This is a genomic window from Comamonas sp. JUb58 (assembly GCF_004364775.1).
In the GTDB taxonomy this organism is placed as follows: Bacteria; Pseudomonadota; Gammaproteobacteria; order Burkholderiales; family Burkholderiaceae_C; genus Comamonas.
The window spans coordinates 106,148-128,983 of record NZ_SOAL01000005.1 but is presented as its reverse complement, the minus strand read 5'-3'; the positions used below and the strand labels follow the sequence as shown (position 1 = coordinate 128,983).

Below are 22,836 nucleotides of genomic sequence, written 5' to 3'. Positions count from 1 at the left end.
AGTAAGACATGGCAAACGTTGCACGACTGCAAAAACAATACCGTGAGCAAATTGCTCCGGAACTGATGAAGAAGTTCGGCTACACCTCCTCCATGGAAGTGCCTCGCCTGACCAAGATCACCCTGAACATGGGTGTGAGCGAAGCCGTCTCCGACAAGAAGGTGATGGACAACGCCGTGGCTGACCTGACCAAGATTGCTGGTCAAAAGCCTGTGGTGACCAAGGCCAAGAAGGCTATCGCTGGTTTCAAGATCCGCGAAGGCCAAGCTATCGGCTGCATGGTGACCCTGCGTGGCGTTCAGATGTATGAATTCCTGGACCGTTTCGTGACCGTGGCTCTGCCCCGCGTGCGTGACTTCCGTGGTATTTCTGGTCGCGCCTTTGATGGCCGTGGCAACTACAACATCGGCGTCAAAGAACAAATCATCTTCCCTGAAATTGAGTACGACAAAGTCGACGCACTGCGTGGTCTCAACATCAGCATTACGACGACTGCGAAGAATGACGACGAGTGCAAGGCACTGTTGCAGGCTTTCCGCTTCCCGTTCAAGAACTGAGGTGATGCATGGCTAAACAAGCACTGATCCAACGCGAACTGAAGCGTGAAAAGCTGGCTGCCAAGTACGCAGCCAAGTATGCAGAACTGAAGGCCATCGCCGGCGACGCTAAGCGTTCCGACGAAGAGCGCGATGCAGCCCGTCAAGGCCTGCAAAAGCTGCCTCGCAATGCAAACCCCACTCGTCAACGTGCACGTTGCGAAATCACGGGTCGTCCCCGTGGCACTTTCCGTCAATTCGGTCTGGGCCGCGCCAAGATTCGTGAACTGGCATTCGTCGGCGCCATCCCTGGCGTGACCAAGGCCAGCTGGTAAGCAGTCAGGAGATTAAACATGAGCATGAGTGATCCAATCGCTGACTTGCTGACCCGTATCCGTAACGCACAAATGGTGTCCAAAGCCACCGTGCTGGTTCCTTCCTCCAAAGTGAAGGTTGCCATTGCACAGGTTTTGAAGGACGAGGGTTACATCGATGGCTTCGAAGTGAAGACCGAAGATGGCAAGTCTGAACTCGCAATTACCTTGAAGTACTACGCCGGTCGCCCAGTGATCGAGCGTATCGAGCGCGTGAGCCGTCCTGGCCTGCGTGTGTACAAGGGCTGCACTGCAATTCCCCAAGTCCAAAACGGCCTGGGTGTTGCAATCGTGACCACGCCTAAGGGTGTGATGACCGATCGTAAAGCGCGCGCTGCCGGTGTCGGCGGTGAAGTGCTTTGCTATGTGGCTTAACGCGGCATTGAAGGAGAAATACTGACATGTCCCGTGTAGCAAAAATGCCTGTGAGCATCCCCCAAGGTGTGGATGTCTCCATCAAGGAAGACCAAATCAGCGTCAAGGGCGCAGGCGGCACGCTGCTGCTGACCCCCAACGCCCTGGTCAAGGTTTCCAACAACGACGGTAAGCTGGCTTTCGAGCCGGTGAATGACTCCCGTGAAGCCAATGCCATGAGCGGCACCATGCGTCAGCTGGTGAACAACATGGTGGTTGGTGTGAGCAAGGGCTTCGAAAAGAAGCTGTCTCTCGTCGGCGTGGGTTACAAGGCCGCTGCTTCTGGCAGCAAGCTGAACCTGAGCGTTGGTTATTCCCACCCAGTCAACTTTGAAATGCCTGCTGGCATCACCGTGGCCACCCCTACCCCTACGGAAGTGGTGATCAAGGGTGCTGACCGCCAACGCGTTGGTCAGCTGGCAGCTGAGATTCGTGCCGTTCGTCCTCCCGAGCCTTACAAGGGCAAGGGCATCCGTTATTCGGATGAGAAGGTCACGATCAAAGAGACTAAGAAGAAATAAGGAGCTGCATCATGTTGAACAAGAAACAGCAGCGTCTTCGTCGTTCCCTGCAAACCCGTATCCGCATTGCCAACCAAGGCGTTGCGCGTTTGACGGTGAACCGTACGAACCTCCACATCTATGCCACGATCATCTCTGGCGACGGCACCAAGGTCATTGCTACCGCATCTACGGCAGAAGCCGAAGTGCGCGGCAACCTGGGCGCTGCCGGCAAGGGTGGCAACACCGCCGCAGCTACTCTCATCGGCAAGCGCATCGCTGAAAAGGCGAAGGCAGCTGGCGTTGAGAAGGTTGCATTCGACCGTGCAGGTTTCGCCTACCACGGCCGCGTCAAGGCTCTGGCTGATGCAGCCCGCGAAGCCGGCCTGCAGTTCTAAGCGGAGTGGATAGAAATGGCTAAATTTTCCCCCAAAGTGCAAGACGAAGGTCGTGACGACGGTTTGCGCGAAAAAATGATCGCGGTCAACCGCGTCACCAAGGTTGTGAAGGGTGGTCGTATTCTCGGCTTCGCTGCACTGACCGTGGTTGGCGATGGTGACGGCCGCGTTGGCATGGGCAAGGGCAAGTCCAAGGAAGTGCCTGCTGCCGTGCAGAAGGCTATGGAAGAAGCCCGTCGCAACATGATCAAGGTGTCGCTGAAGAACGGCACCCTGCATCACAAAGTGATGGGTCACCATGGCGCTGCCAACGTGATGTTGGCTCCTGCTCCCAAGGGTACCGGTATCATCGCCGGCGGCCCAATGCGCGCCGTCTTCGAAGTTCTGGGTATCACCGATATCGTGGCCAAGAGCCATGGCTCGTCGAATCCCTACAACATGGTCCGCGCCACTTTCGACGCTTTGAACAACTCCACGACCCCTGCGGAAGTGGCTGCAAAGCGTGGCAAGTCGGTTGAAGACCTGTTCGTCTGATCGGAGTCACTATGACAACGCAACAAACTGTGAAGGTCCAACTGGTGCGTAGCCCGATTGGTACCAAGGAAGACCACCGCGCCACCGTGCGTGGTCTGGGTCTGCGCAAGCTGAACAGCATCAGCGAACTGAAGGACACCCCTGAAGTGCGCGGTATGATTAACAAGATCGCCTACCTGGTGAAGGTTCTCTGAAAGGATTGATGATGGAACTCAATAGCATCAAGCCTGCAGCAGGTGCCAAGCACGCCAAGCGTCGCGTCGGTCGCGGTATCGGTTCGGGTCTGGGTAAGACCGCCGGCCGTGGTCACAAGGGTCAAAAGTCGCGTTCGGGTGGCTACCACAAGGTAGGCTTCGAAGGCGGTCAAATGCCTTTGCAGCGTCGCCTGCCCAAGCGCGGTTTCAAGTCCACCACGTTGAAGTTCAACGCCGAAGTCTCCCTGGCTGCTCTCGAGCTGCTGGGTGCTGCGGAAGTGGATCTGGCAGTGCTCAAGCAAGCTGGTCTGGTTGGCCAACGCGCCAAGGTCGTCAAGGTGATCAACACCGGTGCTCTGTCCAAGGCTGTCAAGCTGAACGGCATTGGCGCCACCGCTGGTGCCAAGGCTGCGATCGAAGCCGCTGGCGGCAGCATCGCCTAACCCTTTCTGAAAGATTCATCAGTGGCTACGAACACCGCAACTATTGCAAAGACCGGTAAATACGGCGATCTGCGTCGTCGTTTGGTTTTTCTGTTGCTGGCGCTGATCGTCTACCGCATCGGAGCTCATATTCCGGTGCCTGGTATCGATCCCAACCAGTTGCAGCAGCTGTTCAATAGCCAACAGGGTGGCATCCTCAACCTGTTCAACATGTTCTCGGGCGGAGCGCTCTCGCGCTTCACCGTGTTTGCACTGGGGATCATGCCGTACATCTCGGCATCGATCATCATGCAATTGATGACCTACGTCGTCCCGACATTCGAACAGATGAAGAAAGAGGGCGAAGCCGGCCGTCGCAAGATTACCCAGTACACCCGTTACGGTGCCCTGGCGCTTGCGCTGTTCCAGTCGCTCGGCATTGCCGTGGCGCTGGAAGGCACAGCCGGTTTGGTCCTCAGCCCTGGTTTCGGGTTCCGTCTTACCGCCGTGGTCAGCTTGACCGCCGGTACGATGTTCCTGATGTGGCTGGGTGAACAGATCACCGAGCGTGGTTTGGGCAACGGGATCTCGATCCTGATCTTCGCCGGTATCGCTGCGGGTCTCCCCAGCTCCATCGGTGGATTGCTCGAATTGGTGCGTACTGGTGCGATGAGCATCATTGCCGCGATCTTCATTGTTCTCGTAGTGGCAGCCGTGACGTACTTCGTCGTGTTTGTCGAGCGTGGACAGCGCAAGATCCTGGTGAACTATGCGCGCCGTCAGGTTGGAAACAAGGTGTATGGTGGTCAGTCTTCGCACTTGCCACTGAAGCTGAACATGGCAGGTGTGATTCCTCCCATCTTCGCTTCGTCGATCATCTTGCTGCCTGCCACTGTTGTGAACTGGTTCAGCGCTGGCGAATCGATGCGTTGGCTCAGGGACATCTCTAGCATGCTGACTCCTGGTCAGCCCATCTATGTGATGTTCTATGCCGCAGCGATCATCTTTTTCTGCTTCTTCTATACGGCCTTGGTTTTCAACAGCCGCGAAACGGCCGATAACCTGAAGAAGAGTGGTGCCTTTATTCCCGGGATTCGCCCAGGGGATCAGACAGCACGTTATATTGATAAGATTTTGGTGCGTTTGACGCTTGCGGGTGCTGTTTACATCACCTTCGTGTGTCTGCTGCCAGAGTTCTTGATCCTGAAGTACAACGTTCCGTTCTATTTCGGTGGCACTTCCTTGTTGATCATCGTGGTGGTGACCATGGACTTCATGTCCCAGGTCCAGAACTACATGATGTCTCAGCAGTATGAGTCGCTTCTGAAGAAGGCGAACTTCAAGGCCTCAGCCAAAAACTGAGATCGACAGGAAAGTGTGCCCTCCAGTCTGTTCGGGCTAAATATTTGAAATGCCGTCACAGACTGGAGCGGATGGAAGTTTTAGGAGAATGAAATGAGAGTTTCAGCTTCGGTAAAGAAGATTTGCCGTAACTGCAAGATCATCCGTCGCAAGGGTGTCGTACGCGTGATCTGCACCGACCAGCGCCATAAGCAGCGCCAAGGTTAATCTAAAGTATTAGAGGACACAAATGGCACGTATTGCTGGTATTAACATCCCTCCGCACAAGCATGCGGAGATCGGCCTGACCGCTATCTATGGCATCGGTCGCACCACCGCTCGCAAGATCTGCGAAGCCGCTGGTATCGACTACGCCAAGAAAGTCAAGGACTTCACGGACGCTGATCTGGAAAAGATCCGCGACGCAATCGCTCACCTGACCCTGGAAGGTGACCTGCGCCGTGAAACCACGATGAACATCAAGCGTTTGATGGACATCGGCTGCTACCGCGGTTTCCGTCATCGTCGTGGTCTGCCCATGCGTGGTCAGCGTACCCGCACCAATGCCCGTACCCGTAAGGGTCCGCGCAAAGGCGCAGCGGCTTTGAAGAAATAAAGAGATTGAAGGTACACAATGGCTAAGTCTCAGAACAACGCAGCTGCACGTGTACGTAAGAAAGTTCGCAAGAACATTTCTGACGGCATTGCACACGTTCACGCTTCGTTCAACAACACCATCATCACGATCACCGACCGCCAAGGCAATTCCCTGTCTTGGGCTTCGTCGGGTGGCCAGGGTTTCAAGGGCTCGCGTAAGTCGACGCCTTTCGCAGCCCAGGTTGCTTCCGAAGTGGCCGGCCGTGCTGCCATGGAACAGGGCATCAAGAACCTGGACGTCGAGATCAAGGGCCCAGGCCCAGGTCGCGAGTCTTCGGTGCGTGCTCTGGGTGCACTGGGCATCCGCATCACGTCGATCTCCGACGTGACGCCAGTCCCGCACAACGGCTGCCGCCCTCAAAAGCGTCGTCGTATCTAACTCACCATAAGCCCACCGCCGCCAGTGCATGGTGCTCTGGCGGCTCCCGCATTTTTGCGGCAGCTGAAAAAAGGATATTCAAGTGGCACGTTTTATTGGCCCTAAGGGCAAACTTTCCCGCCGCGAAGGCGTAGACCTGTTCCTGAAGAGCGCACGTCGCTCGATCGCGGACAAGGTCAAGCTGGACACCAAGCCAGGTCAACACGGCCGTACCTCCGGCACGCGTACCTCGGACTACGGTCTGCAACTGCGTGAAAAGCAAAAGGTCAAGCGCACCTACGGTGTGCTCGAAAAGCAATTCCGCCGTTACTTCGCTGAAGCTGATCGTCGCCGTGGCAACACCGGCGCGAACCTGCTGAGCCTGCTGGAAAGCCGTCTGGACAACGTGGTGTACCGCATGGGCTTTGGCTCGACCCGCTCCGAAGCGCGTCAGCTGGTGTCCCACAAGGCCATCACCGTGAACGGTCAATCGGTCAATATTCCTTCCTACTCCGTGAAGGAAGGCGACGTGGTTGCTGTACGCGAAAAGTCGAAGAAGCAAGCCCGTATCATCGAGTCGCTGCAACTGGCTGGTCAAGTGGGCTTCCCCGCTTGGGTGGACGTGTCGGCTGACAAGGCTGAAGGCGTCTTCAAGAAGTCTCCAGACCGCGATGAATTCGGTGCTGACATCAACGAATCGCTGATCGTCGAATTGTATTCTCGTTAATTTCACAGTCGTTCTCGACTGCGAAAGTGTATCCGTCCCAGAACCGCGAGGCATCGCGGTTCTGGTGCTTCACCAGCCTTACCGGTGTAACGAGCCGGGGGTATTGAGAGGAAGTTTGCATGCAGACCAATTTGCTGAAACCCAAGACAATTAACGTAGAACAGCTGGGCCACAATCGCGCCAAGGTAGAGCTGGAGCCGTTTGAACGCGGCTACGGGCACACGCTGGGCAATGCGCTGCGTCGTGTTCTGCTGTCCTCGATGGTGGGTTATGCAGCGACGGAAGTGACCATTGCAGGTGTGCTGCACGAGTACTCGTCTATCGACGGCGTCCAGGAAGATGTCGTTAACATCTTGCTGAACCTCAAGGGCGTGGTGTTCAAGCTCCACAACCGTGACGAAGTGACGCTGAGCCTGCGCAAGGATGGCGAAGGCGTGGTGACGGCTGCTGACATTCAGACGCCTCACGATGTAGAAATCATCAACCCTGATCATGTCATCGCCAACCTGTCGCAAGGCGGCAAGCTGGACATGCAGATCAAGGTGGAAAAAGGCCGTGGCTATGTGCCCGGTAACGTGCGCCGCTACGGTGACGAGTCGACCAAGTCGATCGGCCGCATTGTGCTGGACGCATCGTTCTCGCCGATCAAGCGCGTCAGCTACACGGTCGAATCCGCCCGCGTGGAGCAGCGTACCGATCTGGACAAGCTGGTTCTCGAGATCGAAACCAACGGCGCCATCGCTGCAGAAGATGCAGTGCGCTCGTCGGCCAAGATCCTGGTGGAGCAGCTTGCCGTGTTTGCGCAGCTCGAAGGCGGCGCATTGGATGTGTTCGACCAGCCAGGTGGCCAGGCGCGCAACAACGCCACGTTCGACCCGATCCTGCTGCGTCCTGTGGACGAGCTGGAGTTGACCGTGCGTTCCGCCAACTGCCTGAAGGCCGAAAACATCTACTACATCGGTGACCTGATCCAGCGCACCGAAAATGAGTTGCTCAAGACCCCGAATCTGGGTCGTAAGTCGCTCAACGAGATCAAGGAAGTTCTGGCTTCCCGTGGTCTGACCCTGGGTATGAAGCTTGAAAACTGGCCACCAGCCGGTTTGGAAAAGCGTTAAGTTATAATGGAGAGCTCTCCCAATGGTGGGGGAGCTCAATCGTAGTGCGTCGAACAGTACCTGATACGGCTGTTTGATTGAATCAATCTAAAAGGAAAAGCACCATGCGTCACGGACACGGCCTCCGCAAACTGAACCGCACCTCGTCTCACCGTAAGGCGATGCTGCAAAACATGATGAATTCGCTCATCGAGCACGAAGCCATCAAGACCACCGTTCCTAAAGCCAAGGAACTGCGCAAGGTGATCGAGCCCATGATCACGCTGGCAAAGGTGGACACCGTTGCTAACCGCCGTCTGGCATTCGACCGTCTGCGCAGCCGCGACAGCGTGACCAAGCTGTTCAACGTGCTGGGTCCTCGCTCGGCAAACCGTCCAGGCGGCTACACCCGCATCCTGAAGATGGGTTTCCGCGTGGGCGACAACGCGCCTATGGCCTATGTTGAACTGGTGGACCGCGCTGAAGAAGCCGGTGATGCCGCAGCTGAATAAGCCCTCTGCAGGTTCACACTGAGAAAGCCCACTTCGGTGGGCTTTTTCTATGGTGGCGAGGCCTTTGCGGCCCTTGCCAGGCGCATCCCCAGGCTCAGATTGCACAAATAGTTTTCCAAATGATGACAAAGCGCTTCATATTAAGGAAAACCCGCGCTATAATGCTAGTGCGCGATGGAGCAGTCTGGTAGCTCGTTGGGCTCATAACCCAAAGGTCGGAGGTTCAAATCCTTCTCGCGCAACCAGAACACCAAAAGCCAGCTTTCGAGCTGGCTTTTTTGTTGCCGGGTACCGGGCAGGGCCATCTCCGACCCCCTGGGCAGGCTGAATGCAGGCCGGGATCGGTGCAACTTCGACGGGCCCAAGATTGCTATAAAAGTCGAAGCGCGAAAAATATGCGCTAAAAGCGCCTTCCGGCAAAATGCAGCAGCAAAGTCGCGCTATAATTGCGGTGCGCGATGGAGCAGTCTGGTAGCTCGTTGGGCTCATAACCCAAAGGTCGGAGGTTCAAATCCTCCTCGCGCAACCAGAACACCATAAGCCAGCTTTCGAGCTGGCTTTTTTGTGCCCGCTTCCCAAGCATCAGCAGGCACTAGGTCTGATCGCTGCGCTAGCCGCCACAGGCAGGGCGGCACCAACGCTTACCCCGCCTCCGACGGCCTTTGGCGGGACCGCAGCGCAGCATCAATGCGCGTACAACTGCTCCAACGAGCGAAAGCCTTTGACCTCGATGGGGTTGCCGCTCGGGTCATAGAAGAACATCGTCCACTGCTCGCCGGGCTCGCCTTCAAAGCGCACCTGGGGCTCCAGCACAAAGCGGGTGTTGGCGGCACGCAGGCGCTCGGCCAACTGCTTCCAGTTTTCCAGTTTCAACACCAGGCCAAAGTGCGGCATGGGCACCTTGTGGTTGCCCACCAGGCCGGTATTGCTGGTCTCAAAAGGCTTGCCCAGGTGGCAGGAAATCTGGTGGCCAAAGAAATCAAAATCCACCCAGCTGTCGGTGCTGCGGCCCTCGGCGCAGCCGAGCGTGTCGCGGTAGAAGTGGCGTGCAGCATCCAGGTCGTGCACATGGAAGGCGAGATGGAAAAGGCTCTGCATGGTGGCGGGCTCAAAAGGCGGGTTGCAAGATGGGTTGTACACCGCTGCATGCGACTTATCACATAGGCAGGGGCTGCACAATCCGCTAAGCTGTGCAGCATACACCTTGGCATTGCACACGCGGCCAACGGCCCCAACCACTGGAGACAACACCATGCAGGACTCCGCCCAGCCCTTCAACCCCTTTGCCCCTGGTTTTGATTTTCTGCAAAAGCTCGCAGCAGGCAGCACCTCCAAGCCCTCTGCAGCCTTTGCGCAGTGGCAGGAATGGGTGGCTCCGACGATGAATGTGCCGGATCTGGAAAAGCGGATTCAGGAGCTGAAAACCGTGCTGTTCTGGTTGGAGCAGAACCAGCGCGCGCTGGCCGCCACCATCCAGGCGATGGAGGTGCAGAAGATGACCCTGTCCGCGCTGCAGACCATGAATGTGCCGGTAGAGAACTGGGCCAGCACCATGGTGCAAAGCTGGCAGCAGTTTGCGCAGAGTACGGCAGCGCAGGCGCAAGAGGCTGCCGCAGCGGCTGCGCCGCAGGCACCAGCGCAAGCCGCACCCAGCCCTGCGCCTGCAGCCACTCCGGCACCCGCACCGGCCGCTGCCGCTGCAGAACCCCCTGAAAAAGCCGACCAGGCCAGCAGTGCCGCAGCAGCCTCGGTGACCGATCCCATGCAATGGTGGGGTGCCCTGACCCAGCAGTTCCAGCACATTGCCCAGCAGGCCGTGCAGGATGTCACCGAACAGGCGATGGCCCATGCCGCCAACACCCAGCAGGCGGCAGCATCGGCCGCGCAGGCGGTGCGCAGCACGGCTTCGTCAGGCAGCAATCACGCTGCCAAGCCGTCTACCCAGAAGCCCAAGAGCGGGCCGCAGCCCAGCGCCGCACGCAGCGCCAGCAAGCAGGCGGCCCCCCGCAAGGCAACGCCCACCAACGGCACTACACAGTCCGCTCCCCGCAAGGCCGCCCCGCGCAAGCCTTCCCCCGGCCAGCGTTGAGTCAGAAAAGTAGATTGAGCGTTGGTGATTTTTTAGCGCGGGACTGGCCTGGCCGCCGCGCAGCAGCAGGTTTTTGACAATGGCAGGCACAAAGCTTTTTCCCTATGGCCATGTGACCCACCCCGATTGGCGGATGGCCGTGGCGCTGGTGGTGGCGCAACTGCGCGGGCGCATGGCCCAGGCGGGCTACGCCAGCGCACCCAGCCTGGGGCTGGTGTATTTCACGGATGCCTATGCGCGCCATGCGCCGCAGCTGCTGGAGGCCTTGCAGGATGAGTTTCCGCAGATCGGCGACTGGAGCGGCTCGGTCGGCGTTGGCGTGATGGCCTCGCATGCCGAGTACCTGAACGAGCCAGCGCTGTCGGTCATGCTGCTGGAGCTGCCTGCCCATTCCTACCGCTTGTTCTCCGGTATCGCACCGCTGCCGGTGGCGCCTTCATCGCCCTGGGAGCGTGCGCTGGTGCATGCCGATGCGGGGTTGCCGGACTTTGCAGAGCTGCTTGAAGAGCTGGCCGCACGCACCCGCGCCGGCAGCGTGCTTGGCGGCCTCAGCTCCGAGGCGGTGGCGCCGCTGCAGCTGGCCTGGAGCAAGGCGCTGGGCCCCAGCCACAGCGGCGTGCTGCGCGGCGGGCTCTCGGGTATGGCTTTTTCTGCCGAGGCTGGCGTGGTGCAGGAGCTGACCCAGGGCTGCCAGGTCATGGGCGCGCGCATGCGCATCACCGCCATGCAAGGCCATGTGGTGCTGGCCCTGGATGGCCGGCCCGCGCTCGATGTGCTGGAAGAACTGATGCCCGTGCGCCTGGATGCCGACCCCGAGCGGGCCACCCGCACAATGCGCCATATCCATGCGGCGCTGGAGCCGCATGCGCCCGAATCGGCCATGCATGCCGGCCAGCTGGGCCCTGAGGCGCGGGTGGTGCCACTGGTGGGTGTGGACATGGCCAGCCGGGGCATTGTGCTGCCCGAGCTGGCCCAGCCCCAGCAGTACCTCTGCTTTTGCCAGCGCAACCTGTCGGCCGCGCGTGCCGATTTGCTGCGCATGTGTGCCGAGCTGCGCGAGTCGCTGGCACCCGCCGAGGCGCAGACCGATCTGCCTTTGGGCGATAGCGCCCTGGGTGATGCTGCGGCTGGCCGCAGCATTGCCGGTGCCGTCTACATCAGCTGCGCGGAGCGGGCCAGCCCCTATTTCGGCGCGCCTGGTGCCGAGCTGGAGCTGATCCACCATGTGCTGGGCGATATCCCGCTGGTGGGCTTTTATAGCCAGGGCGAGATTGCCGGCCAGCAGCTGCACCGCTATGCCGGTGCGCTGATGCTGTTTACCCAGGTTGCTTAACGGTTGCCACCCGGCTGCAGGCGCCGCATCTCGGTGAACACCGACAGCTCCCAGCTGCGCATCGCCAGCAGCAGGGTATAGCCCTCGCGCTCCTTCTCGGGCAGGCGCTGGTCGGTCAGGTGCTGCTGGGCAAAGTCCTGCGCCACGCGCTGCAGGCGCTCCAAAAAGGCCGGCGCCAGGGTGCGGCTGATGGCGCCATGCACGAGCATCAAGCCCTCGCCCGATTTGTCGAAGGTGCCCGAGAAATAGTCGTGCACCGCGTTCTCGCGGAAGTACTCCATCACCGGGCCATGTGGGCGCCAGCGGAAGGTTTTGGCCAGCTTGAGCCGGTAGCGGTTCATCGGGCGTAGCTCGATGATGCCGATGCGGTCGAGCTGTGCCAGGTACTTGATGCCCTCGGCCTCGGTCAATCGGTAGGTGGTCAGCACCTGCTCCAAGGTCCACTGGCTGAGCACGCAGATGGCCATCAGCAGCAGCTTCTTGTCCGCGACCACGGCCTGCTCTTGCTGCTGCGTCAGCTCCTTGATCAGCGGCTGGTTGTCGGCCACGCGGCGCGCCAGGTCGGCAAAGTCCAGGCGCAGCACATGGCAGATGGCATCGATGCGCGACAGCGGCATGTCGCCCTTGGCCAGCATGCGCTTGACGCTGGACTCCGCCATGCCCAGGGCCTCGGCCAGGTCGGCATAGGTCATCTGTGCGGCTTTCAGCTCTTTCTTCAGTGCCAGTACCAGATCGGCGGTGGTGCTCATGGGTATCGTCCTGTCATACTTTGGGTGCCATCATAGGGGATCACGGCAGGATTTCAGGACGCTCTGCTGCCCCAGCGGCACAGTGCAGGCCATGACTGATACCTCCCAACCCCCAAGCCCCCGCAGCCCGGCTGCGGAATACGCGCTGTATGCCTTCTATGCCGCCATGCTGGCCCTCGCCTGTCTGGGGCCCCATGTGCCGCAGGCGGCCCATTACCACGACTTTGCCGACCAGCGCCCGCTGCTGGGCCTGGTCAATGCGGCCGATGTGCTGAGCAATCTGCCATTTTTGCTGCTCGGTGTCTGGGGCTTGCTGGCCACTTTCAAAACGCCCGCAGAGACGCTGCGCTCCCAAGGGGCGACACCCTGGTTGCTGCTGGTCTTTGGTGGCCTGGTGCTGACAGCCCTGGGCTCGTCCTACTACCACCTGCTGCCCGGCGATGTGCGCGTCTTCTGGGACCGCATGGGCATGGTGCCGGTGTTTGCCGGTGTGCTGGGCCTGGCGCTGCAGTCGCTGCTCAACACTCGCGCGGCCTGGCAGACGGCGCTCTGCGTGCTGCTGGGCGGGCCGCTGGCGCTGTGGATCTGGTTGCAGACCGGGCAGCTGCTGCCCTGGGCCGTGTTGCAGGGCGCGGGCATGGTGCTGCTCGTGGTGCTGGCCGTGTGGCAGCAGCGCAGCCCCCCGGCCGCGCAGCTCATCCGCTGGCCCCTGGCTGCCATCGTAGCCTGGTATGCGCTGGCCAAGCTGTTTGAGCTGGGCGATGCCGCCGTCTGGGCCGGCAGTGGCCATCTGGTGGCCGGCCATGCGCTCAAGCACCTGGCCGCAGCGCTGGCGGTGCTGCCTTTGTTGCGCAGCTTGCAGCAACTGCGCCACCGGGCGCACGCAAACGGCGCGTCCGCAGGCACAATCGGGGGCGGCGCGCTGGGGGCAGGGCATTTGCGCTGAATGCCCGGTACCGACCACCCCCACCGCCCTTGATCCGCCAGGAGATGCTTGTTCCATGAACCGTCCACATGCCCCGTCTGTGCCCGCCTCCGAGGCGCCAGACCACCCCAACCAGTTTGCCTTGCTGGGCCAGCGCCGCTTTGCCCCTTTCTTCTGGACCCAGTTCGCCGGGGCCGCCAACGACAACCTGTTCAAGTTCGCCTTCACCGTCATGGTGACCTACCAGCTGCAGGTGGCCTGGATGCCGCCGGCGATGGCCGGCCTGGTGATTGGTGCCTTGTTCATCCTGCCGTTTCTGCTGTTCTCGGCCACTTCGGGGCAACTGACCGACAAGTACGAAAAGCACCGCATGATCCGCTTCGTCAAGGACCTGGAGATTGGCGTGATGCTGATCGCCGGCCTGGGCTTCTGGATCGAAAGCCCGGCGTTGCTGCTGGGCTGCGTGTTCTTGATGGGCCTGCATTCCACCTTGTTCGGGCCCGTCAAGTTTGCCTACCTGCCCCAGGTGCTGCGCGACGATGAGCTGACAGGCGGCAATGGCATGGTCGAGATGGGCACCTTTGTCGCCATCTTGCTGGGCAATGTGGTGGGGGGCCTGCTGGTGGCCTTGCCGGAGATTGGCCATGCCTCGGTCGCGGTAGCCTGCTTTAGCCTGGCCGTGGTCGGGCGTTTGACGGCGCAGGGCGTGCCCGTGGTACCTGCCACCGATCCCGGCCTGCACATCAACTGGAACCCGGTGAGCGAGACCTGGCGCAATCTGAAGCTGGCCCATGGCAATGTGGTGGTGTTCCGCTCACTGCTGGGCATCAGCTGGATGTGGTTCTTCGGCGCGGTGTTTCTGAGCCAGTTCCCCAGCTTTGCCAAGGAGGTGCTGCATGGCAACGAGCATGTGGCCTCGCTGCTGCTGGTGGTGTTTTCCATCGGCATCGGCCTGGGCTCGCTGCTGTGCGAGGTGCTCTCGCGCCGCCAGGTGGAGATTGGCCTGGTGCCCATTGGCACCATCGGCATGAGCGTGTTTGCGATTGACCTGTACTTTGCATCGCGTGGCCTGGCGCAGCCCGCCCAGGCCTGGACGGCGCTGGCCTTTATCAGCCAGCCGGCGCACTGGCGTGTGATGGCCGATCTGGCCCTGCTGTCGCTGTTTGCGGGCCTCTACAGCGTGCCCATGTATGCGCTGATCCAGCTGCGCAGCCAGCCCACGCACCGCGCCCGCATCATTGCGGCCAACAATATCCTCAATGCGCTGTTCATGATCGCCAGCTCGGTCATCGCCGGCGCCTTGCTGGGGGCAGGATTTACCGTGCCGCAGATCTTCCTGTTCACCGGCATTGCCAATGCCATCGTCGCCACCTACATCTTCTTGCTGGTGCCCGAATACCTGCTGCGCTGCATTGCCTGGCTGATTACGAACGTCGTCTACCGCTTTCGGGTGCAGGGCGCACACCACATTCCTACCAGCGGGCCGGCGCTGCTGACCTGCAACCATGTCAGCTTTGTCGACCCCATCCTGATGATGGCCGCCAGCCCACGCCCGATCTACTTTGTGATGGACTACCGCATCTTCCGCACGCCCTTGCTGGGCTGGTTGTTCCGCCTCTGCAAGGCGATTCCGGTGGCGCCCCGCAGCGAAGACCCTGCCATCTATGAGGCCGCTTTTGCCAGGGCCGCGCAGGTGCTGCGCGAGGGCGATCTGCTGGCCATCTTCCCCGAAGGCGGCATCACCCGCGATGGCGAGTTGCAGGCGTTCAAGGGCGGTGTGATGAAGATCCTGGAGCAGGCGCAGGCCGATGGGCTGGATGTGCCCGTGGTGCCGATGGCTTTGTCCAACCTCTGGGGCTCGTTCTTCAGCCGCATCGAGCCCAAGGGCGCGATGACCCGGCCGTTCCGCCGAGGCTTCTTCAACCGCGTGAGCTTGCGCATCGGTGCCGCCAGCCCGGCCGCCGAATGCTCGGCCGAGCAGCTGCGCCAGCGTGTGGGCGAACTGCTGGACCAGGAGGGCGGCCATGGCAGCGGTTCGCCCGCTTTGGGATAATGCAGGCTGGACAACGAATGGCTTTGTGATGACCTCTCTAACGATTCTGTACAAAAGCGTGGCAGCCCTGGTGGCCATGTCCGCCCTGGCGGCCTGCACCAGTACTTCGGGCCTGAAGCCGCTGCATGACCCTGAAGAGAAGGAGGCTTTCACACGCGCCACCGTCTATGACGGTCCGCGCAGCCCCGCATCGGCCTACTGCGTGCAGATGGGCGGCGCCATCCTCAACACGCCCAAGGGCAAGAACACCTTGTGCCGCTTCCCCGACGGCAAGGAAATGGACCCCTGGGACCTGTTCTGGCGCGACAACCCCTCGAACTAAATCCCACGACTGGCTGCGGTACAACGCAAAAAAACCCTGCCAGCACATACCGCGCTGGCAGGGGTTTCGTCTTACTGAGCTGCTGATCCGGCTTTAGATCACGCCATGCGTCTTGAACCAGTCCTGCATGCGCTTCCAGCCGTCCTCGGCCGCATCCTTGCGGTAGCTGGGGCGGTAGTCGGCATGGAAGGCATGGCCCGCTTCCGGGTAGACATGGAAGCTGGAGGCCGCAGCAGCGGCATTGCCAGCAGCGCCCGCCTTTTGCAGGCTTTGCTTCATCGCTTCGACCGATTCCAGCGGAATGCCCTGGTCCTTGCCACCGTAGAGGCCGAGCACAGGGGCCTTGAGCGCGCTGCTCAGGTCGATGGGGTGCTTGGGCTGCAGCTCGTTGGCGGCGCCTTGCAGGCGGCCATACCATGCGACACCGGCCTTGACCTTGCCGGTAGCGGCATACAGCCAGGTGATGCGGCCACCCCAGCAGAAACCGGTGATGCCGGCGCGGCTGGTGTCGCCGCCATTGTCTTTGGCCCAGGCCAGTGCGGCGTCCAGGTCCTTGATGACCTGGGCATCGGGCACTTTGCTGACCAGTTCGCTTTGCAGCTGGCTGATCTCGGTGTACTTGCGTGGGTCGCCCTGGCGCGCGAACAGTTCGGGCGCAATCGCCAGGTAGCCGAGCTGGGCCAGGCGGCGGCAGGTATCAGCGATGTAGTCGTGCACGCCAAAGATTTCCTGGATCACCAGGACCACCGGCAGGTTGGTCTTGCCAGCAGGCGCTGCGCGGTAGGCGCTGACCTGGAAGCCATCGACCGTGTACTGGATGGTGCCGGCCGTCAGCCCGGCATCGGGGGTCTTGATGGCCGTCTGCGCCATCACCGGCACGGCCGCTGCGGCGTAGCCCACGCCCAACGCCATTTGCAGGGCGCTGCGGCGGGTGCTGCCGGCCATGGTGGCGCGGCCCGGGAGAAGAGAGTCGAAATCGGCATTGGGAGTCTGGGACATAGGATTTCCTTTTCTACGGATGGCAGGCCCATTATGGAGGACGATAAAAAACAGCCTGTGACAAGGCTTGTAGCGCCTTGGGGCCGCCGTGTCCATGCAAGAAAAATGCCTGGCATCGCCAGGCATCGTGGTGGGGGCTGGGCTCAGATCACTTCCACAGCGCGCACTTGGTTTCTTCCTTGGTCGTGAAGACCTCGTCACCTGGCAGCTTCTTGACGATCTTGTAGTAGTCCCAGGTGCCCTTGGATTCCTGCGGCGTCTTGACCTGGACCAGGTACATGTCATGGATGTAGCTGCCATCGGCGCGCAAGGTGCCCGAGCCAAAGAAGTCGTCCATCTTCATGCCGCGCCAGGTTTCCATCACCTTGTCGGCATCGGTGGTGCCGGCGGCCTGCACGGCCTTGAGGTAGTTCATCGTGGCCGAGTAGTCGGCGGCCTGGATCTCGGTGGGGCGGCGCTGGGTCTTCTTCATGTAGGCATCGGCAAATTTGCGCGAGGCGTCATTCATGTCCCAGTACCAGCTGGTGACGAACTGCATGCCGGCGGTGTTCTTCAGGCCCAGGCTGTGGATGTCGCTGTAGAAGACCAGCAGCGGCGCGATCTTCATCGTCTTGTCGATGCCGAATTCCTTGGCGGCCTTGATGGCGTTGATGGTGTCGCCACCGGCATTGGCCAGGGCCAGCACCTGGGCCTTGGAGCTTTGCGCCTGCAGCAGGAAGGACGAGAAGTCGGAGGCATTGAGCGGGTGGCGCACGGCAGCAGCCACGGAACCGCCCTTGGCCTTGATGACCTTGGTGGCATCGGCTTCCATCGCATGGCCAAAAGCGTAGTCGGCCGTCAGAAAGAACCAGTTCTTGCCACCGCCCTCGACGATGGCGCCTGCCGCACCCTTGGACAGCGCCACGGTGTCATAAGCGTAGTGGATGGTGTAAGGCGTGCAGGCCTCATTGGTCAGCGCTGAGGTGCCCGCACCGTTGTTGATCATCACGCGCTTTTTCTCATCGGCCACCTTGGCCAGCGCCAGTGCGGTGCCCGAGTTGGTGCCGCTGAAGATCATCGTCAGGTTCTGGGTATCGATCCATTCGCGGGCCTTGCTGGCAGCGATGTCGGCCTTGTTCTGGTGGTCAACGCTCAGCAGCTCGATCGGCTTGCCCAGCACCTTGCCGCCAAAATCGTCAATGGCCATCTGGATGGCGGTGGCGCCGCCCTTGCCTTCGACGTCGGCGTAGAGGCTGGACATGTCGGAGATGTAGCCGATCTTGACCTTGTCCTGTGCATGGGCGGTACCCATGGCGGCGGTCAAGCCGAGCAGACCCAAGGTGGCCAAGGCCTGCGCCAGGCGAGTGCGTTGCATAGTTGCTCCTGATGTTTATGGTGTTATCTCAATGCGGCAGCCGCATGGCACAGATACTGGCATGCACAGCGCCGGGCGGTATTGGGGCAACCACGCGCTGGCCGCCCGCTGTGTACCCGCTGCCATGCAACCGACTTGGCATAAAAATAGCTGCCCGTGCTTTGCTTCAAAGCACGGGCAGCTATCAAATCAGGAGTTTTGCACCGACCTGGGCGCTTGTGCACACTGGCTTGGCTTTTTTGCGCACCCCCTTGGGCAAAAGGCTCAGGCGGGCTGGCTGCGCAGATAGGTCTGCACGATGGCTGCCGCATCGACCGCAAAATGCTGGCGCAGTGCGGCGCGCGAATCGCTGCGGCCAAAGCCGTCCGTGCCCAAGGTGTAGTAATGCTGGCGCGGCAGACCACGCTCGTCGGTGGGCAGGTGGGCGCGTACCAGCTCGGGCAGCGCACGCACATAGTCGCTGGCGGCAATGATCGGGCCTTGCGAGGCTTCGAGCTGCTGCGCAAACCAGCTGGGCGCACTCGCGTCACCGGCGCGCCAGCGCTCCAACTGGGCCTCGCCATCCCGGGCCAGCTCGGCATAGCTGGTGACACTCCAGACATCGGCCGCCACGCCATGCTCGCGCTCCAAAATGGCCGCTGCCTTGAGCACCTCGCCCATGATCGCGCCGCTGCCCAGCAGTTGCACCCGGCGCGCGCTGTGCGCAGGGCCGCTCTGCAGCCGGTACATGCCGCGGATGACCCCTTCATGGGCCTCCGGCGGCAGGCTGGGGTTGGCCACGTTTTCGTTGGTGACGGTGATGTAGAAGAACTCGTCCCGCTGCTCCTGCAGCATGCGCTGCATGCCATGGTCGATGATGACCGCCAGCTCGCCGGCAAAGGCCGGGTCATAGCTCTTGCAGTTGGGCACCGTGGAGGCGCTCAGCAGGCTGCTGCCATCCTGGTGCTGCAGGCCTTCGCCGCCCAGGGTGGTGCGGCCGGAGGTGGCACCAATCAGGAAGCCGCGTGCGCGCTGGTCGGCGGCGGCCCAGATCAAATCGCCCACGCGCTGGAAGCCGAACATGCTGTAGAAGATGAAGAAGGGCAGCATGGCCGTGCCATGGGTGCTGTAGCTGGTGGCGGCCGCCGTCCAGGACGACAGCGCGCCCGCCTCGCTGATGCCTTCTTCCAGAATCTGGCCGCTGCTGTCTTCGCGGTAGAGCAGCATCGAGGCATTGTCCTCGGGCTGGTAGAGCTGGCCAAACGGCGCATAGATGCCCACCTGGCGGAACAGCCCGGCCATGCCGAAGGTGCGCGCCTCATCGGCCACGATGGGCACGATGCGCGGGCCCAGGGTTGCGTCCTTGAGCAGGTTGCCCAGCTGTCGCACAAAGGCCATCGTGGTGCTCATCGCCTTGCCCTCGGCCTGCAGCGCAAAGCCGGCCGTCGCCTGCAGATCGGGCACGGCCACCGGTGTGGCCTGGCCTTTGCGCGCCGGCAAAAAACCGCCCAGCGCCTGGCGGCGCGCCAGCAGGTAGCGCATCTCGGCGCTGCCATCGGCCGGCTTGAGGAAGGCGGCCGAGGTGGCCTGGGCATCGCTCAGCGGCAGGTTGAAGCGGTCGCGGAAGGCCAGCAGGTCCTCGGCGCCCAGCTTCTTTTGCTGGTGCGATGTCATGCGGCCCTGGCCAATGCTGCCCATGCCATAGCCTTTCATGGTCTTGGCCAGCACCACGGTGGGTTGGCCGCTGTGCGCAGCGGCGCTGGCAAAGGCGGCATGGATCTTGACCGGGTCATGGCCGCCCCGGCGCAGGCGGTCGATATCGCTGTCGGACAGGTGGGCCACCAGCGCGGCCAGCTCGGGGCTCTGGTTGAAGAAATGCTCGCGGTTGAAAGCGCCATCGTTGGCGGACAGGGTCTGGAACTCGCCATCGACGGTGCGCGCAAAGGTGCGGGCCAGCACATGGCTGTGGTCGCGCGCCAGCAGCGCATCCCACTCCGATCCCCAGAGGCACTTGACCACGTTCCAGCCCGCGCCGCTGAACAGCGCCTCCAGCTCATCGATGATGCGGCCATTGCCGCGCACCGGGCCGTCGAGCCGCTGCAGGTTGCAGTTGATGACGAAGATGCAGTTGTCCAGCCCCTCGCGTGCGGCCAGCGTGAGGGCGGCGATGGACTCGGGCTCGTCCATCTCGCCATCGCCAAAAAAGCCCCAGACCTTGCGGCCGGCGGTGTCGTTCAGGCCCCGGTCGGCCAGGTAGCGCATGAAGCGCGCCTGGTAGATGGCATTGATCGGGCCGATGCCCATCGAGCCGGTGGGGAACTGCCAGAACTCGGGCATCAGATAGGGATGCGGGTAGGAGCACAGGCCCTGGATGCCCTGGCTGGCGGCCACCAGCTCCTGCCGGTAGTGCGCCAGGTTCTCTTCGCCCAGGCGCCCTTCGAGAAAGGCGCGGGCATAGACGCCGGGAGAGGAGTGCGGCTGGAAGTACACCAGGTCGGCGGCCTGGTGGCCATCATCGGCGCGGAAGAAATGGTTGAAGCCGGTCTCGAACAGATCGGCCGCCGAGGCATAGCTGGCTATGTGGCCGCCCAGCTCGCCATGCGCGGCATTGGCACGCACCACCATGGCCAGCGCGTTCCAGCGCAGGATGGCCGAGAGCTTTTTCTCCAGCTCCACATCGCCAGGGTAGGGCGGCTGTTCATCCACCGTGACGGTGTTGACATAGGGCGTGTTGCCCGAGGGCTTCCAGGCCACATGGCGCTTGCGGGCGTGGGCCAGCAGCGCATCGAGCAGCGCGGCGGCCTGCTCCTTGCCCTGCGCCGAGCCATAGGCCGCCAGCAGTCCATCGAAGGCATCGCACCACTCGGCCAGTTCGGCCGGGTCAGCATGCGGGGTGGCGGGCAAATGGTGGGGCGGCTGGCGCACGGTGGTCTCCTGTCTAGGTCTTGGATTGGATGCTGGGAATCATGCCACGGAAGCGTCGCCCAGGCGCAAGGCCAGGCGACACAGGCTGTGCGCAAAAGTATTGCTGTGCGATACCTGTTTCGTTGAAAACTGCTACCGGCATTAAACAGGGATGCTGGCGCTGCCGCCTGACCGCATGATGGCGCCGTGTTCAACCAAAGCGGGGCCTTGTTGCTCCGACCCACCATGTCTCAGTCCTTCAACCCTGTTCAGCGTGACACCCGTGCATGGCAATACCAGGTGTGGATCTCGTTCGGTATAGCGATCTCGATGTGCGCGATCGGCCTGGCCTGGCTGCCAGGGCAACACCTGGAGCAGGCGTTCATGGTCATGGGCTATATGTTCTGCCTCTCGGCCGCCTTTGTGCTGGCCAAGTTCGTGCGGGACAAGCAAGCGGACAGCAGCCAGGCGGCAGGCGACACGCCCATGTGGCGCTTTGTGGTCTGGGGTGGTTTTGCGATTGCGATGGGCCTGACCGGCTGGGGCCTGCTGGGCATGAACATCAACCCCACCTACAAGGCCTTTCTGGGCGTGAGCTGGATGTACATGATCACCACCGCCTTCACCCTGGCCAAGATGCTGCGTGACAAGCATGAATCGGACCTGGCCAGCGCCATCCACCATGCTCGCAGCATGCGCAGCGCCCCCCGCGACCAGGACGTGGGCAACCCCCAGGAGCGCCTGTGAGCGCCCATCGGATGATGCAGCCAACCCGGGAGCAGCACATGTTCAGTCTTACTTTCCGCAAATGGCAGCTCCGCGCTGCTGCCACCCTGGCCAGCACCGCCCTGGTGCTGGGTTTGGCCACCGCCCCGGCCGCCCGGGCGCAAAGCGATGCCTCGCTGATGCTCTCGGCGCTGCCGATTGCATCGGTGGTTGTCGGCACGGCGGCCTCGGTGGGTGCATCGACCAGCGTGGTCGCCCTTCCGGTCGCACTGTCGGTCGATGGGGCCCAGCTCATCGTCAAGGGCGTGCAGGCATCGGCCAAGGGAACGGTATGGCTGCTGGAGAGCGCATCGGACGGGGCAGCGGCCAGCATTGAGCTGTCGGCTGGCGCATTGGGCGCCAGCGCTGCCGGTGTGGGCACGGCCATCCTCGTCAGCGTGGTGGGGGCCGGCGTGCTGCTGTCAGCCACTGGCGAGGTGATTGCCTTTATCCCCAATGCGGTGGGTAAGGCGCTGCTCTACAACGAGCGCTTGTGAACAGGGGAGACCTGCCATGTTGACCTCTTTACGCTTCAGCCTGGTGGCCGCTGCACTGCTGGCCGCCACGGCCGCCCAGGCAGGCCGCAGCTGCGAGCCGCAAAAGCCCACGCTCGACAGCGTGCGCCAGAGCCTGAACCTGGCGCAAAACGTGGCGCAGACGCTGGATGCCAGCGGCGCGCAGGTGGTGTTGCTGGGCCGCCAGGGCCAGGATCTGCGCAAGTACCAGCTGCAGTTTTCGCACATGGGCTGGGCCTACAAATCGGCCACCGGCGCCTGGCGTGTGGTGCACAAGCTCAATGACTGCGGCACCGCCGCTTCCCATGTCTACCGCCAGGGCCTGGGTGAGTTCTTTCTGGACGATATGTGGCGCTACCAGGCGGTGATGGTGCTGCCGACCAAGGAGGTGCAGCAAAAGCTGCTGCTGGCGCTGTCGGCCAACGCACAGCCCTTGCAGCTGCATGAGCCGCGCTACAGCATGCTGGCCTATCCCTGGAGCCAGCGTTACCAGCAAAGCAACCAGTGGGCGCTGGAGACATTGGCCCAGGCGATGGCGCCGCAAACCGTGCACGACCGGGGCCAGGCGCAGGCCTGGTTGCAGCTGCAGGGCTACCAGCCCAGCGATTTACGCATTGGTGCGATGACTCGGCTGGGCGGGCGCATGACGCGCGCCAACATCGCCTTTGACGACCACCCGCCGGAAAAGCGCTTTGCCGGCCATATCGAAACGGCAACGGTGGATTCCGCCTTGCTGTTCATGCAGCGCAGCGGCCTGGCGTCTGCGCCGGTGTTGCTGCGTTAAACGG

General features: G+C 61.7%; 28 protein-coding genes and 2 tRNA genes. 25 read left to right on the top strand and 5 right to left on the bottom strand.

Features of this window, described 5'->3' with window-relative positions; all coding sequences use genetic code 11:
* Positions 1-8: 8 nt before the first annotated feature.
* From rplE to EDF71_RS06755, 17 genes are all read left to right on the top strand, one after another.
* Entirely contained in the window at positions 9-557 is a 549-nt protein-coding gene (rplE, locus tag EDF71_RS06835; protein ID WP_133855838.1) for a 50S ribosomal protein L5, read from the top strand.
* A gap of 8 nt (positions 558-565) precedes the next feature.
* A complete protein-coding gene (rpsN, locus tag EDF71_RS06830; protein WP_133855837.1) occupies positions 566-871 on the top strand; it encodes a 30S ribosomal protein S14 in 306 nt (101 codons plus the stop codon).
* Positions 872-889: 18 nt separating this feature from the next.
* A complete protein-coding gene (gene rpsH, locus EDF71_RS06825) occupies positions 890-1,285 on the top strand; it encodes a 30S ribosomal protein S8 (RefSeq protein WP_021028310.1) in 396 nt (131 codons plus the stop codon).
* Positions 1,286-1,311: 26 nt separating this feature from the next.
* On the top strand, positions 1,312-1,845 hold the full coding sequence (rplF, locus tag EDF71_RS06820) for a 50S ribosomal protein L6 (RefSeq protein ID WP_133855836.1): 534 nt from the start codon (positions 1,312-1,314) through the stop codon (positions 1,843-1,845).
* Between the two features lie 11 nt (positions 1,846-1,856).
* Positions 1,857-2,222 (top strand): 50S ribosomal protein L18, encoded by a 366-nt coding sequence (gene rplR, locus EDF71_RS06815; protein WP_133855835.1) that lies wholly within the window; start codon positions 1,857-1,859, stop codon positions 2,220-2,222.
* Positions 2,223-2,237: 15 nt separating this feature from the next.
* The gene (gene rpsE, locus EDF71_RS06810; RefSeq protein ID WP_133855834.1) at positions 2,238-2,756 is read left to right on the top strand and encodes a 30S ribosomal protein S5; all 519 of its coding nucleotides are present in this window, start codon (positions 2,238-2,240) and stop codon (positions 2,754-2,756) included.
* Between the two features lie 11 nt (positions 2,757-2,767).
* A complete protein-coding gene (gene rpmD, locus EDF71_RS06805) occupies positions 2,768-2,950 on the top strand; it encodes a 50S ribosomal protein L30 (RefSeq protein WP_021028314.1) in 183 nt (60 codons plus the stop codon).
* An 11-nt stretch (positions 2,951-2,961) separates the two neighbouring features.
* Positions 2,962-3,393: a 50S ribosomal protein L15 gene (gene rplO, locus EDF71_RS06800; RefSeq protein WP_133855833.1), complete on the top strand. Its 432-nt coding sequence runs from the start codon at positions 2,962-2,964 to the stop codon at positions 3,391-3,393.
* A gap of 21 nt (positions 3,394-3,414) precedes the next feature.
* Positions 3,415-4,734 carry a preprotein translocase subunit SecY gene (gene secY / locus EDF71_RS06795; protein WP_133855832.1) on the top strand — a complete coding sequence of 440 codons (1,320 nt, stop codon included), beginning with the start codon at positions 3,415-3,417 and terminating at the stop codon, positions 4,732-4,734.
* A 93-nt stretch (positions 4,735-4,827) separates the two neighbouring features.
* Positions 4,828-4,941 (top strand): 50S ribosomal protein L36, encoded by a 114-nt coding sequence (gene rpmJ / locus EDF71_RS06790; RefSeq protein WP_003050535.1) that lies wholly within the window; start codon positions 4,828-4,830, stop codon positions 4,939-4,941.
* Between the two features lie 22 nt (positions 4,942-4,963).
* Complete coding sequence (rpsM, locus tag EDF71_RS06785; protein ID WP_021028317.1) at positions 4,964-5,329, top strand: 30S ribosomal protein S13; 366 nt, start codon at positions 4,964-4,966, stop codon at positions 5,327-5,329.
* An 18-nt stretch (positions 5,330-5,347) separates the two neighbouring features.
* The gene (gene rpsK, locus EDF71_RS06780; RefSeq protein WP_021028318.1) at positions 5,348-5,749 is read left to right on the top strand and encodes a 30S ribosomal protein S11; all 402 of its coding nucleotides are present in this window, start codon (positions 5,348-5,350) and stop codon (positions 5,747-5,749) included.
* A gap of 82 nt (positions 5,750-5,831) precedes the next feature.
* The gene (rpsD, locus tag EDF71_RS06775; protein ID WP_133855831.1) at positions 5,832-6,455 is read left to right on the top strand and encodes a 30S ribosomal protein S4; all 624 of its coding nucleotides are present in this window, start codon (positions 5,832-5,834) and stop codon (positions 6,453-6,455) included.
* A gap of 119 nt (positions 6,456-6,574) precedes the next feature.
* The gene (gene rpoA, locus EDF71_RS06770; protein ID WP_021028320.1) at positions 6,575-7,570 is read left to right on the top strand and encodes a DNA-directed RNA polymerase subunit alpha; all 996 of its coding nucleotides are present in this window, start codon (positions 6,575-6,577) and stop codon (positions 7,568-7,570) included.
* A gap of 104 nt (positions 7,571-7,674) precedes the next feature.
* On the top strand, positions 7,675-8,061 hold the full coding sequence (gene rplQ / locus EDF71_RS06765) for a 50S ribosomal protein L17 (protein ID WP_021028321.1): 387 nt from the start codon (positions 7,675-7,677) through the stop codon (positions 8,059-8,061).
* 168 nt (positions 8,062-8,229) lie between these two features.
* Positions 8,230-8,306 (top strand) — tRNA-Met (locus tag EDF71_RS06760).
* Between the two features lie 207 nt (positions 8,307-8,513).
* A tRNA-Met gene (locus EDF71_RS06755) sits at positions 8,514-8,590 on the top strand.
* A gap of 155 nt (positions 8,591-8,745) precedes the next feature.
* Here EDF71_RS06755 and EDF71_RS06750 read toward each other — a convergent pair.
* Positions 8,746-9,159 (bottom strand): VOC family protein, encoded by a 414-nt coding sequence (locus tag EDF71_RS06750; protein WP_133855830.1) that lies wholly within the window; start codon positions 9,157-9,159, stop codon positions 8,746-8,748.
* A 154-nt stretch (positions 9,160-9,313) separates the two neighbouring features.
* On the opposite strand from EDF71_RS06750, the gene EDF71_RS06745 reads away from it, so the two are divergent.
* The gene (locus tag EDF71_RS06745; protein ID WP_208301005.1) at positions 9,314-10,150 is read left to right on the top strand and encodes a PhaM family polyhydroxyalkanoate granule multifunctional regulatory protein; all 837 of its coding nucleotides are present in this window, start codon (positions 9,314-9,316) and stop codon (positions 10,148-10,150) included.
* A 79-nt stretch (positions 10,151-10,229) separates the two neighbouring features.
* Entirely contained in the window at positions 10,230-11,483 is a 1,254-nt protein-coding gene (locus EDF71_RS06740; protein ID WP_133855829.1) for an FIST N-terminal domain-containing protein, read from the top strand.
* On the opposite strand, the gene EDF71_RS06735 is transcribed toward EDF71_RS06740, so the two are convergent.
* Positions 11,480-12,232 carry a helix-turn-helix transcriptional regulator gene (locus EDF71_RS06735; RefSeq protein ID WP_133855828.1) on the bottom strand — a complete coding sequence of 251 codons (753 nt, stop codon included), beginning with the start codon at positions 12,230-12,232 and terminating at the stop codon, positions 11,480-11,482. The genes EDF71_RS06740 and EDF71_RS06735 overlap by 4 nt on opposite strands.
* Before the next feature lie 91 nt (positions 12,233-12,323).
* On the opposite strand from EDF71_RS06735, the gene EDF71_RS06730 reads away from it, so the two are divergent.
* Genes EDF71_RS06730 through EDF71_RS06720 form a run of 3 tightly spaced genes read left to right on the top strand, consistent with a single transcriptional unit; the run spans position 12,324 to position 15,532 of the window.
* The gene (locus EDF71_RS06730) at positions 12,324-13,178 is read left to right on the top strand and encodes a hypothetical protein (protein WP_133855827.1); all 855 of its coding nucleotides are present in this window, start codon (positions 12,324-12,326) and stop codon (positions 13,176-13,178) included.
* A gap of 55 nt (positions 13,179-13,233) precedes the next feature.
* Positions 13,234-15,210, top strand: a complete 1,977-nt coding sequence (locus EDF71_RS06725) for an MFS transporter (RefSeq protein WP_133855826.1) — start codon at positions 13,234-13,236, stop codon at positions 15,208-15,210.
* Positions 15,211-15,238: 28 nt separating this feature from the next.
* Positions 15,239-15,532: a DUF333 domain-containing protein gene (locus tag EDF71_RS06720; protein ID WP_166656474.1), complete on the top strand. Its 294-nt coding sequence runs from the start codon at positions 15,239-15,241 to the stop codon at positions 15,530-15,532.
* A gap of 93 nt (positions 15,533-15,625) precedes the next feature.
* Here EDF71_RS06720 and EDF71_RS06715 read toward each other — a convergent pair whose 3' ends face one another.
* The 3 genes from EDF71_RS06715 to mdeB form a co-directional block, all read right to left on the bottom strand.
* A complete protein-coding gene (locus tag EDF71_RS06715; RefSeq protein ID WP_133855824.1) occupies positions 15,626-16,531 on the bottom strand; it encodes a dienelactone hydrolase family protein in 906 nt (301 codons plus the stop codon).
* A 148-nt stretch (positions 16,532-16,679) separates the two neighbouring features.
* Positions 16,680-17,822 carry an ABC transporter substrate-binding protein gene (locus tag EDF71_RS06710; protein ID WP_243854211.1) on the bottom strand — a complete coding sequence of 381 codons (1,143 nt, stop codon included), beginning with the start codon at positions 17,820-17,822 and terminating at the stop codon, positions 16,680-16,682.
* Between the two features lie 327 nt (positions 17,823-18,149).
* Positions 18,150-20,789: an alpha-ketoglutarate dehydrogenase gene (mdeB, locus tag EDF71_RS06705; RefSeq protein ID WP_133855822.1), complete on the bottom strand. Its 2,640-nt coding sequence runs from the start codon at positions 20,787-20,789 to the stop codon at positions 18,150-18,152.
* Positions 20,790-21,014: 225 nt separating this feature from the next.
* On the opposite strand from mdeB, the gene EDF71_RS06700 reads away from it, so the two are divergent.
* Genes EDF71_RS06700 through EDF71_RS06690 form a run of 3 tightly spaced genes read left to right on the top strand, consistent with a single transcriptional unit; the run spans position 21,015 to position 22,832 of the window.
* A complete protein-coding gene (locus tag EDF71_RS06700) occupies positions 21,015-21,515 on the top strand; it encodes a YiaA/YiaB family inner membrane protein (protein WP_133855821.1) in 501 nt (166 codons plus the stop codon).
* 38 nt (positions 21,516-21,553) lie between these two features.
* Positions 21,554-22,030: a hypothetical protein gene (locus tag EDF71_RS06695; protein ID WP_133855820.1), complete on the top strand. Its 477-nt coding sequence runs from the start codon at positions 21,554-21,556 to the stop codon at positions 22,028-22,030.
* Positions 22,031-22,046: 16 nt separating this feature from the next.
* Positions 22,047-22,832, top strand: a complete 786-nt coding sequence (locus EDF71_RS06690; RefSeq protein ID WP_133855819.1) for a DUF2145 domain-containing protein — start codon at positions 22,047-22,049, stop codon at positions 22,830-22,832.
* Positions 22,833-22,836: the final 4 nt, after the last annotated feature.